This window comes from Streptomyces yongxingensis, from assembly GCF_055597465.1.
Genome location: NZ_CM145717.1, coordinates 6,022,286 through 6,037,647 on the forward strand (window position 1 = coordinate 6,022,286; position 15,362 = coordinate 6,037,647).

Below are 15,362 nucleotides of genomic sequence, written 5' to 3' on the forward strand. Positions count from 1 at the left end.
TAAGTGGTCTCAGGAGGGCGGATCAGGAGTCCGGCGCGGCCGGGATCCTGGCCCGGATGCGACTCCCCTGCCCGGGGCGGCTGTCCACGTTCAGCGTGCCGCCCACCTCGCGGGCCCGCTCCCGCATGGAGAGCAGCCCGAGATGGCCGGGGAAGGAGCCCTTGCAGTCGAAGCCCACACCGTCGTCGGCGACCGTCAAGGTGACGGCGCCCGGTTCGTTGAGCAGATGGAGCCGTACGTTCCGGGCCTGCGCGTGCTTGGCGACGTTGTGCAGCGACTCCTGGGCGATCCGGTACAGGGCGTGCTTGGCCTCCGGTGTGGTCTCCGGTTCGGCGTCCAGCTTCGCCTCGGTGGCGATCCCGTACCGGGCCCGGAGCGCCTCGACGTGCTGGGTGAGCGCGGCGACCAGGCCCTCGGTCTCCAGCGATTCGGGCCGCAGCCGGCACAGCAGGGTCCGGGTCTCGGCGATCGCGGCGTCCGCGAGCCGCCGTATGTACTCGATGGGCTCGGCGAGTTCGGCCAGCTCGGCGAGGTCCACGACCTCCCCGGCGGTCTCGTGCCCCGCCACCGGCTCGGCCCGACCCGGCGCTTCCGCATGACTCGCCGTCTCGGTCCGGCCCGCCACCGGCTCCGCGCTGTCGATGTCGCGTTCCAGCATCTCGCGGGCCGTACGGGCGCCCAGCGCGATGCCGTAGAGCGCCTGTGAGACCGAGTCGTGCAGCTCGCGCGAGATGCGATGCCGCTCCTCGTGGATGGCCTTCTCCTGGGTGGCCGCCCGCTGCCGGTCGTTCTCCACCGCGCAGGACGCATGTCCCGCGATCACTTCCAGGAGGGTGATGTCCGCCTCGCCGGGGTCGCGGCCGGGCGGGAAGTGGCAGCACATCGCGCCGATCGCGGTGGATTCGCGCAGCAGCGGCCAGGCGGCCACCGCGCCCCGCGCGGGGCCCTCGCCGTCCGCGCCGGTACGGCCGCCGCCGTGGATGACGGGCGCGGCCCCGCCGATCGCCTCCAGCGCCGGTTTCCGCGACGGCGGGGTGTGGCCGTGGCCCCCGCCGACCAGGCGCAGATTCGCCGACGGGCCGGGCTCCAGCAGATAGACCGTGCAGCTCGCGGCGCCGGTACGGGCCACCGCGCCCGCGGCCAGGGAGTCCAGGGTCCGCCGTACGCAGGGGCCGGAGGAACGGGGGGACCCCGAGGGGCCGGACCAGCCCCCGGAACCGTTGGTGCCCGGTCCGGCCGCCGCCGACGCCAGCCGTCGCAGATGCTCCCGGTGCCGGATCTGGGCGACCGCGTGCCCCGCGGCCGCCGCGAAGAGCCCCACGGTGCTCACATCGGCGTGGGTGAGCCGGCGCCCGCCGCCGCGGTTCGCCACCTCGATCACCCCCACCGGGTGGCCGCGCACCAGCAGCGGCGCGTCCAGCACCGAGGCCGGGACCGCGTGCCGGGGGTCCCGGCCGCGTCGGCGCGGCCGTCGTTCACCGCCGGAGACCGTGGGCCGTCCGGCGCGGATCGCCTGGCGGGCCGGGGAGGAGCCACCGGGCGTCAGCGGGCCGCTCGGCGCGGTCCACGGGGCGCCGTCGGTGGCCCGTATCGTCAGGACGTCGCCCGGCTCCAGCACCATCACCCGGGCCATATCGGCGCCCAGGAGCTCCCGCACCCGGCGGGCGATCAGCCGGAGCGTCGCATCGGCGGTCTCGCCCGCCAGGATGTGCTGGGTGACCTCGGCGAGCGCGGTGGCGCTCCGTCTCCGCCGGGTCGGGGTCCACCATGTACTGATCACGCCGACCACCACTGCTCCCTCGTCGTCGACTCCACTGCTTCCGGAGGGGTGAGCTCACCCGCGGGCACCAGACCGGACTGCACCGCGTAGACCGCCGCCTGGGTCCGGCTGTGCACCCCGAGCTTGGTCAGGATGTGGCTCACATAGGTCTTCACCGTCTGCTGGCCGATCCGCAGATCGTGGGCGATCTCCTTGTTGGCCTTGCCACGCGCGAGCATGGTCAGCACCTCGGTCTCCCGCTCGGTGAGCTGCTCAGGACCGCTGGGCTCCCTGACCTGGCCCATCAGCCGGGAGATCGCGGCGGGGGAGACATGGATCTGGCCCGCGGCGGCGGCCTTCACCGCGTTGCGGAGGTCGTCTGCCTCGGCGTTCTTCAACAGGAAGCCGATGGCCCCCGCCCGGACCGCGCCCATGACCATGGCGTCGTCGAGGGAGCTGGTCAGCGCCACCACCTCGACCTCGGGGAGGTCCTGGCGGATCTCCGCCGTGGCGGATACGCCGTCCATCACCGGCATCAGCAGATCCATCAGGACGACGTCGGGGCACAGCTCCCGGGCCAGCCGCACGGCTTCCCGGCCGTTGGTCGTCTCGCCGACCACCTTGATGTCGTTGTCGAGCCCAAGGATCATGCGCAGGCCCTGCCGGACCACCGCATGGTCGTCTGCGATCAGCACGCGAAGCGCCACTTGGTTCACCTGCCCATGGAGTACCCCGCCGCACGAGCGGAGACATACGCGGAAACGGTCGCGATCAGCGGTTCGAAGAGGGGGAGGGCCAGCAGGACGAGGACGCCCGCCGCCCATCCGCCCAGGACGTCACTCACCCAGTGGGTGCCCAGATAGAGGGTGGTCAGACCGACGCCGACGGCCATCACGCAGGCGACCAGCGCGCCCGCCCGCCGGTGGTGACCGGCGAGATAGGCGAGGGTGCCCCAGACGACGACGGCGTTGGCCACGTGACCGGAGGGGAAGACCATGCCGCCGTGGAAGAGCTCGGCGGACCCGGGGGTCCGGGCGTCGTACGGGCCCAGCCGCCCGGTGAGGAGCTTGACGGCGCCGACGCTCGCGTTGAGCAGCAGCAGCGCCACGCCCAGGACCAGCGGCGGACGGAGGCTTCGGGTCCGGCCGCCGCGCCAGACGGCCCAGGCCAGGGCGGCCAGGGCGGTGGGGCCGCGCTGGCCCGTGATGACGAAGACGTCCAGCACCGGCCGGATCCGCGGCCACTGTGCGTACGGCTTGAACAGGGCCACCTGCCAGTCGAGCCGGACGAGCCGCGAGCCGGTGAGGACGGCCGTGAGGACCGCCGCGTAACAGGCGGCGGCCACCAGGAAGGCGATCGTGTGCCGGCGGCTCAGCGGGTATCGGATCCGTCCAGGGACTCGCATGAGGAGGGAACCCGTCTCGGTGGCTCCGCGATTCCATCCGAAGGGGGACTTTTCGTCCCATATGTCCCCCAGTCACCTCACCCCAGGTGGTCCCGCCCCATCCGTACGGGCTCATCCAGGTGAACCCGTACGGCGAAACGCCGAACGGCCCCCGCACCGGAGGGGGCTACCGCCGTACCGAAGGCGGACACGGGCCGGATCAGCCCGTCGCTCACTCCTCCGGCCCCTCCGGCTGCGCGGGCTTGAAGCCGAATTCGGCGGCCTTCGCGACCGCCTCCAGCTGTGAGCGCGCCTCCAGCTTCTCCAGGATCCTGCGCACATGCGTGCGCACGGTGGCGTAGCTGATGCTCAGCCGTTCCGCGACGGCCCGGTTGTCCAGACCGTGGCTCATCAGCGTGAGGATCTCCTGCTCGCGCGGGGTCAGGCTCTCCAGGCGCTCGGTCTGCTCGGCGGTGGACCGCGCGTCCTCGCGGTGCCGTGCCAGCACCTCCACCAGCGTGCTGGCCGGGATGAGGGTCTCGCCCTCGGCGGCCGCGCGGATGGCGGCCGCGATCTCGTCGCCGCTCGCCGACTTCAGCAGATAGCCGCAGGCGCCCGCCTCCACGGCGGCCAGCAGCGCCGAGTCGCTGGCGTCGGCGCTGAGGATCACGATGGCGACGGACGGGTCATGGGCCCGGATGCCGCCGGCCGCGTCGGCGCCGGTGCCGTCGGGGAGCCGGAAGTCGACCAGCGCCACATCGGGCTTCAGCTCCTTGGCCATCGGCACGGTCTCGGCGACCGAGTCGGCCCAGCCGACCACCGTCAGATCCGAGTACTCGGCCAGCAGGGCCCACAGCCCCTCGGCCACCACCCGGTGGTCCTCGACGATCAGCACCTTCGTCAATTCGGGAGGTGCGGTCACGGCTGCGGGTCCCCTTCGGGGGAGTCGGGGGAGCCGGGGGTGGCGAGCGGCGCGCCCGGGGGAGTGCCGAGCGGCACCCAGAACTCCACGGTGGTGCCGGAGCCGGGTTCGCTCTCGATCCGGCACCAGCCGCCCGCTATCTGGGCCCGCTCCTGGATCAGGGAGAGCCCGAGGTGGCCGGGGCGGGACTCCACCTCGAGCGGGTTGTAGCCCTCGCCGTCGTCGACGATCCGCACCAGGCAGCCGTCGTCGAGCCCGAGCAACTGCACATGGACCGTCTTGGCGTGGGCGTGCTTGCGCACGTTCACCAGCGCTTCCTGAGCGGTCCGGTAGATCAGCGCCATCGTCTCGGCCGGGGGGTGGGCGGTCAGCCGGTCCTCCAGCCGGTAGGTGATACCGGTCTCGGTGCGCATCTGCTCCAGCAGGCCGCGCAGCGCCCCGGCCAGGCAGCCGTGCTCCAGGCTGGACGGCCGCAGGTCGAAGATGAGCTGGCGCAGCCGGCTGAGCGAGAGCTTCAGGGTCTCGTCCAGCTTGTCCATCACCCGCTGCTCGTCCGGGTCCCGCAGCCGCCGGCGCAACTGCTGGAGGCGGAGGCTGGCGGCGGTGATCACCTGGATGGTGTCGTCGTGGATGTCGGCGGCGATCCGGCCGCGCTCGGCCTCCTGGGCGTGGACCAGATGGCTGAGCAGCGCCTGGCGGTCGCGGTCGGTGACCTCCAGCAGCTCCAGGCTGCGCTCCAGGACGAACTGGGCGCGCTGCACCTCGGTGATGTCGCGGATGGTCAGGACGGTGAGCAGGCCCTCCTCGGTGCGCAGCGGGCTGATGCTGACATCGGCGGGGAACTGCTTGGCGTCGCTGCGCCGTCCGACCAGCTCCATGCTGTGGCCGACCGGCTCCTCGAGGCTGTCGTCCCATTCGCGCAGCGAGACGGTGAGCGGCTGGTCGGGCAGCAGCGCCTCCACGGCCCGGCCGATCAGATGGTCGCGGTCGTAGCCGAAGAGCGCCTCGGTGCGGTGGTTGGCCGCCTGGATGCGGCCGCTGGTGTCCACGATCAGCATCGCGTCCGGGGAGGACTCGATGAGCTGGCGGAACCGGCTCTCGGCCGCCCGGAGCTGGCTGAGGTCGGCGATGAAGACCACCCCGCGGGTCTGCCGGCCCTGCAGATGGCCGCCGCTGAACTGGGCGGGGAACTCGCCGCCGTCGCGGCGGCGGCCGCTCATCGCGGACGGCGCGGTGAAGACCCGGCCGATCAGTTGCTCGGAGGCGGTGCGGTAGCGCTCGGGGACGAGGTCCCGCAGCCGCTTGTCGCGCAGCTCGGCCGAGCTGTAGCCGAACATGTGCCGGATGTGGGCGTTGGCGTACTCGATCCGGCCGCGCGGGCCGACCACGAGGACTCCGCAGGGAGCGTGGCCGAGCAGCTCCAGGTACGAGTCCTCCAGGCGGTTGCCGACCAGGTCCTCGAACCGCCAGGAGGCGCGCTCGGCGCGGCGCAGCGGCTCGGCGCAGTCGGCGAGGAGCTCCGCGGACATGCTGAACTGATCGCGGGCGGCCCGGATGATCGCCTCGAGGATCTCCTCGGCGGGGGTGCCCTTGACCAGATAGCCGCTGGCCCCGACGGCGAGCATGTTCAGCACGGTCTCGCGTTCGCCGTGGGCGGACAGCGCCACCACCCGGGCCTCGGGGACCTGGTCGCGGATGGCCCGGACGCTGCCGGGGGCGTCGCCCCGGGGCATGTGCACATCCATGATCACGACCTGTGGGCGGTGGTCCACCGCCGCGCGCACGGCCTGCTCGTGGTTGATGGCCAGGCCCACCAGCTCCAGGTCCGGGTGGGAGTCGATGAGGTCGGCGAGCGCCTCACGGACGGCCGGGTCGTCATCGGCCACCACAACGGCGATCCGGTTGTCGCCCATCGCTACCCACCTCCCTTGAGGACGGCACCCCGCAGCTCGCGGGGCTCGAGTTCATCGCGCCGGCAGTGCGCCAGCGACGGCATGACCGCGGCCAGCGGCGCGACCAGCACGTTGTAGTGCCTTCCGATGCGGTCGCAGACGGCGACCGCGGTCGCGGCGTCCCAGACCGCGGCCCAGAAGGCCCAGTCGTGTTTCCTGTGGTTCCGCGCGGTGTCCAGGGCGGCCCGGCGCGCCACCGAGGCGGCGACCAGGATCCGGTACCGCTCCTCGGGCGTGGTGGTGCGGTGGACCACCGCCCAGCCCTCGGCGCGGGTCTGGCTGGACGTCTGCTTCCACAGATCGGCCACCCGGTCGATTTCCTCCGGGGAGAGGTCTTCGATGTGGGTCAGGAATTGTAGGACTCTTCGTGAGTTAGGGCCGAAAATTACGCTCATAGGACACTCCAGGACGCATGGTACATCTACGGAACTGGTGAGCCGCCCGGGTGAGCCGCCCCACGGCCGTCGGCGGCCGGTCGCTCCCTGGAACGTGGGCCTGTTTCCCCGCCGTGTCCGCCGCTTCCCGCCGCTTCCCGGCGGACGGCACGCCCCGGCCCACGTTCTCCCTCGACGTCACGCGCGGTCCCTAGCCCCCGCGACCCTGGGACATGTTGATGCTGGCCCTGGCGACGCCACCGCTCTTCTGGCCGACGAGCTGGAAGGACACACCGCTCTCATCCGCCGGAGTGATCTTGTACGAGCCCACGGCCGACGCCTTGCCCCGGCTGTCCACCTGGAAGGTCCCGATCTTGCGCTGGCCCTTCGAGCCCGAACCGGCATAGGCGTCCACCGTCTCGCCCGGGGCGAACCCCGCGACATAGAAGCTGAGCGTGGTGCCCGCCCTGCCGCCGAAGGCGCTGGGCTCGGCGGACGGGGTGTACGGCAGCACCGTGAAGCCCGAGCGGACCACGGCCCGGCTCTGGTCGCCGATCGCCATCAGCGTCTGCCGCCCCTTGAGGCCGAACGGCACGTTGAACGCCACGTCGCGGATCTGGCCCATGCCGTTCGCCTGGGCGGTGAAGGCCGGCAGACCGCCGGTGGAGTTGATGTAGACCAGCACCCGTTCGCCGGGCGCGAACTTGTTGGCGGACAGCGTGATCCGCTGGCCGGCCTTGAGCGCGTACGGCTTGGACTTCATCGAGGGGTACATGGCCAGCATCTGGAAGGGCGCGGTGGCCGTGGTCTTGCTGCGCTTGCCCACCAGGACCAGGGTGCTGGAGCCGGTCGGGGCCACGCCCACCTTGATCGCCGCCTGGCCCACGCTACCGCTGCTGTCGGTGTGCAGCGTGGTGACGGGGATGCCGGTGGTCCGGCCCCAGAAGACGTCGATCGGCTCACCCGGGCGGAAGCCGCGGGCGGTGACCGTCACCACGTCGCCGGGGCGGCCCACCATCTTGTTGATCTTGGCAGTGCCGACCGCGCCGCCGGTGATCACCTTGGCCTCCGCCGTCTTGCTGCTGCCGCGCTGCTGGGCGACCAGCGTCGCGGGCCGGTTGCCCGCGGTGTCGGGCATGGTGAACCGGGCGTAGATCGACCCGAACCGGTCCGAGCGCACGCTGCCGATGGCACGGCCCTTGGTATCCGACTTCCGGGCCTTGAGCAGGATGTCCACGGTGGCCTTCTTGTCGAAGCCGCCGCCCTCGACCGCGGCGCTGCCGCCGGGGGTGACCAGGCCCGGGTTGATCACGATGATCGGGCCGGACGCCTGGGGGACCCGCTGATTGCCCAGCTTGATGGTCTTGGGCTGCTTGGGCGGGCGTATCTCCTGCTGCTGCCGGGAGTGGTGCTCCTTCTTCGGGGCGCCGCCGCCTCCGCTGCCGGTGGTGTTCAGGGCGCCTCCGAAGCCGCCGCGCGCGACCACCTGGACGAGCGATCCGACGATCGCGAAGACCACGAGTGCGAGCAGGACGGTCTTCCAGGTGAGCTTTTTCTTCTTTTCACCGTCGGGGGTGTGCTCCTCGTTCTCGGGATCATCCCTGTCCTCCGGAACATCCCAGTCGTCGTCGTACTCAGGCATGGCCTTCACCTCCTCTTCCCATGGCTACTGCACACGGTAGATTTCCAGCTTGATATTGCCCTGGGTATCCGACCAGACGCGGGTGGAATTACGCAGCGCCTGGAGAATCCAGTTCTCCCGGCCGTCGGAATTGTTGGTCATCATGGATTTGCGCATCTTGTTCGACATGATGATGTAGTCGACGTTCTGCCATCTCTTCTTGAAGAGCTTGTCGCGCACATCCGGGTCGGACGAGGCATTCCAGTGGGAATGCGCGTACGGGTAGAACGGGCGCACATCGTGCAGCTCACCCCACAGGTCGTCGTCCATGATGATGCGCGAATTCGGCGGTACGTGCTTGCGCACCCAGGCGATCTGGGCATGCTGCATTCCGGTGAGGTTGATCTTGGACTGGTATTGGTCGGCGATCTGCGTACGGCCCTCGGTATTGGTGTGGACGAGATATCCGGAGGCCGGTGACACCAGCAGCAGAACGGCGACGAACGACGGTACGGCGACCCGGGTCAGGGAATGCGCGCCGCGCATGAACCGATTGGCGAACGAGCCCTTGAGCAGCCGGTCGGTGATCATGCCGACATTGAGCGCGAACATCGGGATCAGCGGGGTGACGTAGAAGTCCAGCACCACGCTGCCGCGCACCAGGTAGAAGGCGTAGCCGAAGGCCAGCGTCCCGGCGATCAGGAAGCCCAGGTCGCGCCTGCGGTCCCGGGTGCCGATCCACAGGCACATCACCATCGCGCACACCCCGGCGATCAGCAGGAACTTGTCCCGGACCAGCCAACTGGTCTGCAGCAGACCGGTGTGGCTGAAGAGGGTGCCCTGGTTGCGGTTGAGCTGCCACCACAGGGTGTAGAGCAGCGAGACATGGTCCGCGGGCGGGTTGTTCAGGTCGAAGTCGAAACCGCTCGGCAGCAGCTCGTTCTTGAGCACCGCGTAGGTCACATAGGCGCCGATCGGGGCGGCCGCGGCGAATGGCCAGAGAGTGCTGGTGAACCGGCTGCTGGCCGACCCCTTGACCCTCCGGTAGAGCAGATACATGAAGCTGGGCACGAAGAAGATCGCGTTCTCCTTGGTGATCAGGGCGATGCCCAGCGCCAGCCCGCCGCCGAACACCGATCTGATCGTGACTTCTCGCCTGAGCAGCATGAACAGGCTCAGCAGCAGCCAGAGGATCATCAGGTTGTCCAGCAGGACCTGCCGCTGGAAGTAGACCGCGATCGGCGAGACGTTGAAGAGGAACGAGGTGACGGTGGCGGCCAGCACGCTGCCGGACAGCCGCCGGGCGATCTCGAACAGCAGATAGACGCTGGCGACGTGCACCAGCAGCATCAGGAACCGTCCGGTGTTGATCGCGTTCCCGAAGGTCTCGAACTGCTTCGGCAGCGGGAGGACCCACCCGGCCAGGGTGATCCAGCCCAGCGGGGCGTGGTCGTAGTCATAGGTGTACGGGGACAGGCTGGTCTCCCGCACCAGCGACCACGCCCGCTGCATGTAGATGCCCTCGTCGGTGAGGTAGAGGGGGTAGCGGAACAGGTGGTAGCCGTGGGTGAGCAGCCCGGTCAGCAGGGAGGCGACCAGGGCGATCCTGCCCTTGGTCCCCAGCGGGGGGAACCAGCCGCGCTCCACGGAGAACCGCGGGCGGCGGCGGCGCGGACGCCGCGCGGGGGCCTCGGTGTTCTTGTCCGCGGCGGTGCCGTTCCCGGCCGCGGCGCCCTTGTCCGCCGCGGTGTTCCGGCCTTCCGCGTCGACGGCCGCCGGCCGCGAGGGCGTGGGGTTATCCGACACGCGACTCCGCCTCCTCGGTGGTGGCCCGGTGGGCACCTACGTGCTGTGTCTTCTCCCAGTCGTGGCGGCCGAGCATCTCCCGCCGCATGGCCCGCAGCGCGGCGTACGCCAGCACCATCTGGAAGGGGAACCAGGCGATGGCCATGCGCACGACGGCCTTCGGCGAGGCTTCGAGGCCGTGGGCGCCGGTGAACTCGTACAGGCCGACCGCCTGGACCAGAAAGTGCGCGGCCAGCAGCAGAACGGGCAGATAGGAGCAGAGTGCGATCAGCACCGGCACCTTGAGGATCAGGATCATGCCGAGCGAGATCGGCAGATAGATGCCCAGCAGCGCCTGCCCGCGCGGGAACGCCAGGACGTAGAAGGCGAGCCAGCGCTGTTTGCGCGTCGGCATCTTCTTCCACGTGCCCTTCTTCAGGGTCTGCATGAAGCCCTGGCTCCAGCGGGTGCGCTGGCGGATGAAGTGGCCGAGGGTCGGCGGGGTCTCCTCCTTGGTCACATACCGGTCGTCGTAGACCACCCGCACCCGCTCGCCCATGGCGGATATCCGCAGCCCCATGTCGGCGTCCTCGGTGAGGTTGCGGTCGTCCCAGCCGCCGAGCCGCAGCAGCAGCTCACGGGCGAAGAAGACGGTGTTGCCGCCGAGCGGGATCGAGCCGTAGTGGGCGTGGTAGTGCAGCCGGCTCTTGAACCAGAAGAAGTACTCCAGGACGTTGAGCGTCGAGTACCAGTTGGACTCGTAGTTCATGAGCTGCACACCGGCCTGGACCACCTTGACCTTCTCCTGGACCATCACGGTGTTCACCAGGGAGAAGATCTCCGGGTGGATGTCGTCCTCCGCGTCGAAGATCGTCACCACTTGGTTGGCGGTGTGCGGAAGGGCCGTGTTGAGGCCGTGCGGCTTGTTGATCGGCTTGTCGTCGAACACCACGACCCGCACATTGTGCAGCCCTTTCCGCTTCAGGTCGTCGATCTTCTCCTCGGCCTTTTTGATCGTGCCGTCGTCGTCCTGTGAGCAGATCACGAAGACCTCCAGCAGTTCGGCCGGATAGTTGGCCCGCACCACGCGCTCGATGGTGCTCTGGATGACGTCTTCCTCATGCCGGGCGGGCAGCAGGACACTGAAGGAGATCTGGGGCGGCAGGAATTCATCCGGCGCCCGTGACTTCCGTTCGGCGTCCGCCCGGTCCCAGGTGTAGAGCATGAGGTAGAGAACATGGGCAGACTGCACGGTGAGCAGGATCGAGACCACGATCAGCACCAGGTAGACGATGGCGACAATCATCGGCTCCGCCTCCCCCAGACCCAGCCGGTACTCGACGCGAAGTTGACCGCGAAAGCCGCCGCGATGCCGAGGCAATTCGCCAGCAGCAGATGCATTCCGGTGCGCACCAGTGACCAGACGATGAGCACATTGACCCCGAGGCCGCCCAGGACCGAGACATTGAACTTGATGAATCGTCCGAGGGAGGGAGTGGCCACCGCGAAGGTCCACCGGTCGTTCAGCAGGTAGTTGTGAACGACGGCGATTTCCACCGCTATCGACGACGCAGCCAGCAGCGGCAGTCCGGCCCAGTGATAGAGGGCGAAGAGGACCACCGTGTTCACGACCACACCGCCCCCGCCGACCACCGCGAAACGCAGGGCCAGACCGGGCATGCCTGCCATCGGGTTCCGGATCCGGCGGGCTCGGAACAGCATTCCGGCCCGCCTGCGGGCATGACGGTCGGTGCTGTCCGCCTCTTCGCCCGGCTCTCCGGTGCGCTCGCTGAACGTTCGGAAACGCTGCATCGCGACTCCCTCGGCAGGAGGCTCTTATCGCCGTTGACCCAAGAGTGCGTCACCCGAAAAGGAGGTAGTACCCGCGCCCGGGGGAGCGGGTGGTACACCTTCGGCGGACCTCTCCTATCCCCCGTATTGGGGAGAGCCGGGGCCCGGGTATCCGGACCGGTCCCCCAAAGAAGGGACGGGGCGCTCACCCTCTCGCGGGTGCCAGTACCTGCGGGGGATGCCCAAAGATGAAATGGGCCGGACGGCCTTGCGTCCCGTGCGAGGAGAGTAGGTGACGTAATGTCAGGTCACGTGATGTCACGCCATCCATTCGCCGGCCGGGCCGGAGCGGTCATCGCCGTGATGACACTCGCACTGGCCACGTCGGCTGCGGCAAGTGATTCCGATTCCGGTGGGCTGCACGATTCCGAATGGGCGCTGACCGCGCTCAAGGCGGAGCGCGCCTGGAAATTCAGCAAAGGCGCCGGAGTGACCGTGGCGGTCATCGGCACCGGGGTCGACGCCTCCCATCCGGATCTGCGCGGGCGCGTGGTCCGCGGAAAGGATTTCGCGGGCGGCACCGGCGGCTACGGCACCCGGGACGGCGGCAAGGCGGCCGAGCAGACCACCCATGCCGCCGGAATCATCGTCGGCACCGGCCGCAATTACCGCGGCGACGGGGTGTACGGGCTCGCGCCCAAAGCCAAGGTGATGCCGCTCGGCGTCTACCGCGACGGAAAGCCCCTCGCCGACCCCACCGCGAAGGCCATCCGCCACGCGGTGGACCATGGCGCGCGCGTCATCGACCTGGCCGTCAACTTCAAGCGGCCGACCCCCGCACTGCGGTCCGCGGTGAAATACGCCGTCGACAAGGACGCCGTGATCGTGGCCGGCGCGGGCGACAACGGCAAGATCGGCAACCGGCCCACCTACCCGGCCGCGCTCCCCGGAGTGGTCGCCGTGGTGGCCACCGACAAGAAGGGCGCCGTCTGGACCTCCTCCCACCACGGAGGGAAGACCCTCCTGGCCGCCCCCGGTGTCGCCATCCTCACCACCTCCGGCAACGACGACTACTGGACCGGCGACGGCACCGGCTTCGCGGCACCCTGGGTCGCGGCGGGCGCCGCGCTGCTGCGCTCGGAGCACCCCCGCTGGAACGCCAACCAGGTGGTCCAGAAGCTGATCGACACCGCCGACCGCAAGGGCTCCTCGGGCCATGACCCGCGCTATGGGTACGGGGTGATCGCCCCGGCCAAGGCGCTGGCGGACCGGGCCGCGCCCCCGGCCTCCGCCGAGCTCTCCGCCCCCCGCCGCCATCCGTCCGCCACCCCGGACGCGGCCGCCCCCAGAACCCAGGGGGATGAATCCGCCCTGGTCACGATAGGTGTGGTGGCGGGAGTCCTGGTGGTGCTCGCGATCCTGGCGGTGGTGCTCATCAGCCGGCGCAGGCCGCCCGACAACTCCCACCACGGCTGAGGCCGGGCAGGACTCGCCATGATCACGAAACTGTGCGGACGCGACCGCCGCCCCCGCCCGCCGGTGCGCGCCCGCACCTCCCGGTGGGCGGGGCGGGGCGTCGCCCAGCTGATCGTGATGGTGCTGGTGGTCGAGGTGGTGATGGCGGCGACCACCGTGCAGGCCCTGTTCGTGGGCCCGGTGCGGCCACCCGCCACCAAGCCGTCGCTCCCCGTGGCCAAGCCGTTCTTCCCGGCCACGACCCGCTTCTACGTCGACCCCCACAACCCGGCCGCGACCTGGGTGCGGGACCATCCGCACGACCGACGGGCGGCGGCCATCGCCCGGCGGATCGCCGCCGAGCCCCAGGCCGCCTGGCTCACCGAGACCAATGAGTCCCTGATCGAGGAGCGGGCCCGCAACCTCGTCCGCACCGCCGCCGCCCAGCGACGGCTGCCGGTGCTGGTCCCCTACACCATCCCCCAGCGCGACTGCCAGCAGCTGAGCTCCGGCGGCGCCGGGGACACGGCCGCCTACCGGCGCTGGAGCGACGCCCTCACCCGGGGCATAGGGGACGGGCGCGCCATCGTCATCCTCGAACCGGACGCGCTCGCGCATATGAGCTGTCTCAAGCGGCGGCAGCAGGCGGATCGGTTCGCGGCCCTGGCGTACGCGGCGCGGGCGCTCCAGCGGGGCGCTCCCCGCGCCCGGGTCTACTACGACGCCGGGAACTCCGGATGGCAGCCCGCGAAGACCATGGCCGAGCGGCTGCGGCGCGCCGGTATAGAGCGGTACGGGGACGGGATAGCGGTCAACGTCTCCAACTTCAACGCCACCGCCGACGAGGTGCGCTACGGGCTGTCCGTGATCCGGGAGCTGCGCCGGCCCCGGCTGGGGGTCGTGGTGGACACCAGCCGTAACGGGGCGGGGCCCACGCGTCACCACCGCTTCTGCGATCCGCCGGGCCGCAAGCTGGGCAGGCCGCCCACCGCCGCCACGGGCATCCCCGGGGTCGATGCCTTCCTGTGGATCAAGCAGCCGGGCCAGGCGGACGGCTGTGCCGCCGGTGCGGGGATGTTCGTCCCCGGCTATGCGTACCGGCTGACGCGCTGACGCTCCGCCCTCCTCCGGCCCTCGTGGGGCGTACCCGGCCGAGCGCGGCGCCTGCGGCGTGCTGCTCCCCTCCCCGCCCCTTCCCGAAACTGGTGCTCCGCCCCAGCCCCCGTTCCGGGCTCCGCCCCGCGCCCCGGTTCGGGGCTCCGCCCCGGGCCCCGGTTCGGGGCTCTGCCCCGGGCCCTGGATCCGGGCTCTGCCCCGGGGCCTGGATCGGGGCTCCGCCCCGGGCCCCGTTTGGGGCTCCGCCCCGCGCCCCGTTTCGGGGCTCTGCCCCGGGTCCCGGATCGGGGTTCTGTCCCGGGCCCCGGTTTGGGGCTCTGCCCCGGGTCCCGGATCGGGGTTCTGTCCCGGGCCCCGGTTTGGGGCTCTGCCCCGGGTCCCGGATCGGGGCTCCGCCCCGCGCCCCGTTCCGGGCTCCGCCCCGGGTCCCGGATCCGGGCTCTGCCCCGCGCCCCGTCCCGGGCTCTGCCCCGGCCCCGGGGTCCAGGGGCGGAGCCCCTGGATCGGGAAGGGGCGGGGAGGGGAAAGATCCATAGGCGCCGGTCACCCCGTGACCGGCGCCTTTCGCATGCCCTGAGGGCCCCTGGCCGGCCTCCGAGCATCCCCTGAGCACTCCCTGAGAACCTCCTGAGCGGCTCCTGTGCCCTCCAGGTCATCCCCTAAAACGGACATAACCCATGCAAAACGGCCGAATTCTCCTACCTCAATTGAGGTAGGCGGAATTCGGCCGTTTGGTGTGCCCCGAATTCCTGCAATTGAGGTACGCAGATTTCAGCCAGGCGTACGGCGATACCAACTGCGGTCACTCCCTAATGTCGTGAAGCGAAAGGACAAGCCCCGAAGGAGCTCCCATCGATGCACAGAGTTCTCGTCGTGGAGCACCACCCATTGGTGTTGAGTGCTCTCGCCGATCTCGTTGTCGAGGAGCCCGGACTGGAGCTATCCGGAATTGCAGGGTCGGCCCGAGAAGCAATTTCTCTGGTCCATCACCTGCAGCCGGATGTGGTGCTGATCGACGTGGATGAGCCCAGCTGGCAAACGCAGCGGTTGGTCCGCCTGATCGGCGAACTCCTACCGTCCGCGCGGATTGTCCGGCTGACCGCAGTCTCCGACCCGCAGATGGAATGTCTGGAATCTCCGACGAACAACCCCAGCGTCCTGAAAACCGCAGTACCCCAATTGCTCAGGAGCCTCACCGAATGA

13 protein-coding genes are annotated in these 15,362 nt (G+C 70.2%); 3 read left to right on the forward strand and 10 right to left on the reverse strand.

Features of this window, described 5'->3' with window-relative positions; genetic code table 11:
• Positions 1–22 precede the first annotated feature (22 nt).
• From ACZ6TD_RS26010 to ACZ6TD_RS26055, 10 genes are all read right to left on the reverse strand, one after another.
• Complete coding sequence (locus ACZ6TD_RS26010; protein ID WP_471342025.1) at positions 23–1,780, reverse strand: sensor histidine kinase; 1,758 nt, start codon at positions 1,778–1,780, stop codon at positions 23–25.
• Positions 1,777–2,466: a response regulator gene (locus ACZ6TD_RS26015; RefSeq protein WP_037955385.1), complete on the reverse strand. Its 690-nt coding sequence runs from the start codon at positions 2,464–2,466 to the stop codon at positions 1,777–1,779. The genes ACZ6TD_RS26010 and ACZ6TD_RS26015 overlap by 4 nt, the downstream gene beginning before the upstream one ends.
• A 5-nt stretch (positions 2,467–2,471) precedes the next feature.
• Positions 2,472–3,164: a phosphatase PAP2 family protein gene (locus ACZ6TD_RS26020; protein WP_471342027.1), complete on the reverse strand. Its 693-nt coding sequence runs from the start codon at positions 3,162–3,164 to the stop codon at positions 2,472–2,474.
• 211 nt (positions 3,165–3,375) lie between these two features.
• On the reverse strand, positions 3,376–4,065 hold the full coding sequence (locus ACZ6TD_RS26025) for a response regulator (RefSeq protein WP_471342028.1): 690 nt from the start codon (positions 4,063–4,065) through the stop codon (positions 3,376–3,378).
• Entirely contained in the window at positions 4,062–5,978 is a 1,917-nt protein-coding gene (locus ACZ6TD_RS26030; protein ID WP_471342029.1) for a PAS domain S-box protein, read from the reverse strand. The genes ACZ6TD_RS26025 and ACZ6TD_RS26030 overlap by 4 nt, the downstream gene beginning before the upstream one ends.
• Positions 5,979–5,980: 2 nt before the next feature.
• On the reverse strand, positions 5,981–6,325 hold the full coding sequence (locus tag ACZ6TD_RS26035; RefSeq protein ID WP_471342031.1) for a hypothetical protein: 345 nt from the start codon (positions 6,323–6,325) through the stop codon (positions 5,981–5,983).
• Between the two features lie 277 nt (positions 6,326–6,602).
• Positions 6,603–8,033: a hypothetical protein gene (locus tag ACZ6TD_RS26040; protein WP_471342033.1), complete on the reverse strand. Its 1,431-nt coding sequence runs from the start codon at positions 8,031–8,033 to the stop codon at positions 6,603–6,605.
• A 24-nt stretch (positions 8,034–8,057) separates the two neighbouring features.
• A complete protein-coding gene (locus ACZ6TD_RS26045; protein WP_471342034.1) occupies positions 8,058–9,818 on the reverse strand; it encodes a glycosyltransferase family 39 protein in 1,761 nt (586 codons plus the stop codon).
• On the reverse strand, positions 9,808–11,103 hold the full coding sequence (locus tag ACZ6TD_RS26050; RefSeq protein WP_471342035.1) for a glycosyltransferase: 1,296 nt from the start codon (positions 11,101–11,103) through the stop codon (positions 9,808–9,810). Before ACZ6TD_RS26050 ends, ACZ6TD_RS26045 begins: the two co-directional genes overlap by 11 nt.
• Positions 11,100–11,609 (reverse strand): GtrA family protein, encoded by a 510-nt coding sequence (locus tag ACZ6TD_RS26055; protein ID WP_471342037.1) that lies wholly within the window; start codon positions 11,607–11,609, stop codon positions 11,100–11,102. Before ACZ6TD_RS26055 ends, ACZ6TD_RS26050 begins: the two co-directional genes overlap by 4 nt.
• 294 nt (positions 11,610–11,903) lie before the next feature.
• Between ACZ6TD_RS26055 and ACZ6TD_RS26060 the strand changes: the two genes are divergently transcribed.
• The 3 genes from ACZ6TD_RS26060 to ACZ6TD_RS26070 all read left to right on the forward strand — a co-directional run bounded on the left by ACZ6TD_RS26060 (position 11,904) and on the right by ACZ6TD_RS26070 (position 15,362).
• Positions 11,904–13,064 carry a S8 family serine peptidase gene (locus ACZ6TD_RS26060; RefSeq protein ID WP_471342038.1) on the forward strand — a complete coding sequence of 387 codons (1,161 nt, stop codon included), beginning with the start codon at positions 11,904–11,906 and terminating at the stop codon, positions 13,062–13,064.
• Positions 13,065–13,082: 18 nt separating this feature from the next.
• A complete protein-coding gene (locus ACZ6TD_RS26065; RefSeq protein WP_471342040.1) occupies positions 13,083–14,156 on the forward strand; it encodes a glycoside hydrolase family 6 protein in 1,074 nt (357 codons plus the stop codon).
• Positions 14,157–15,014: 858 nt separating this feature from the next.
• Complete coding sequence (locus ACZ6TD_RS26070; protein WP_471342043.1) at positions 15,015–15,362, forward strand: response regulator; 348 nt, start codon at positions 15,015–15,017, stop codon at positions 15,360–15,362.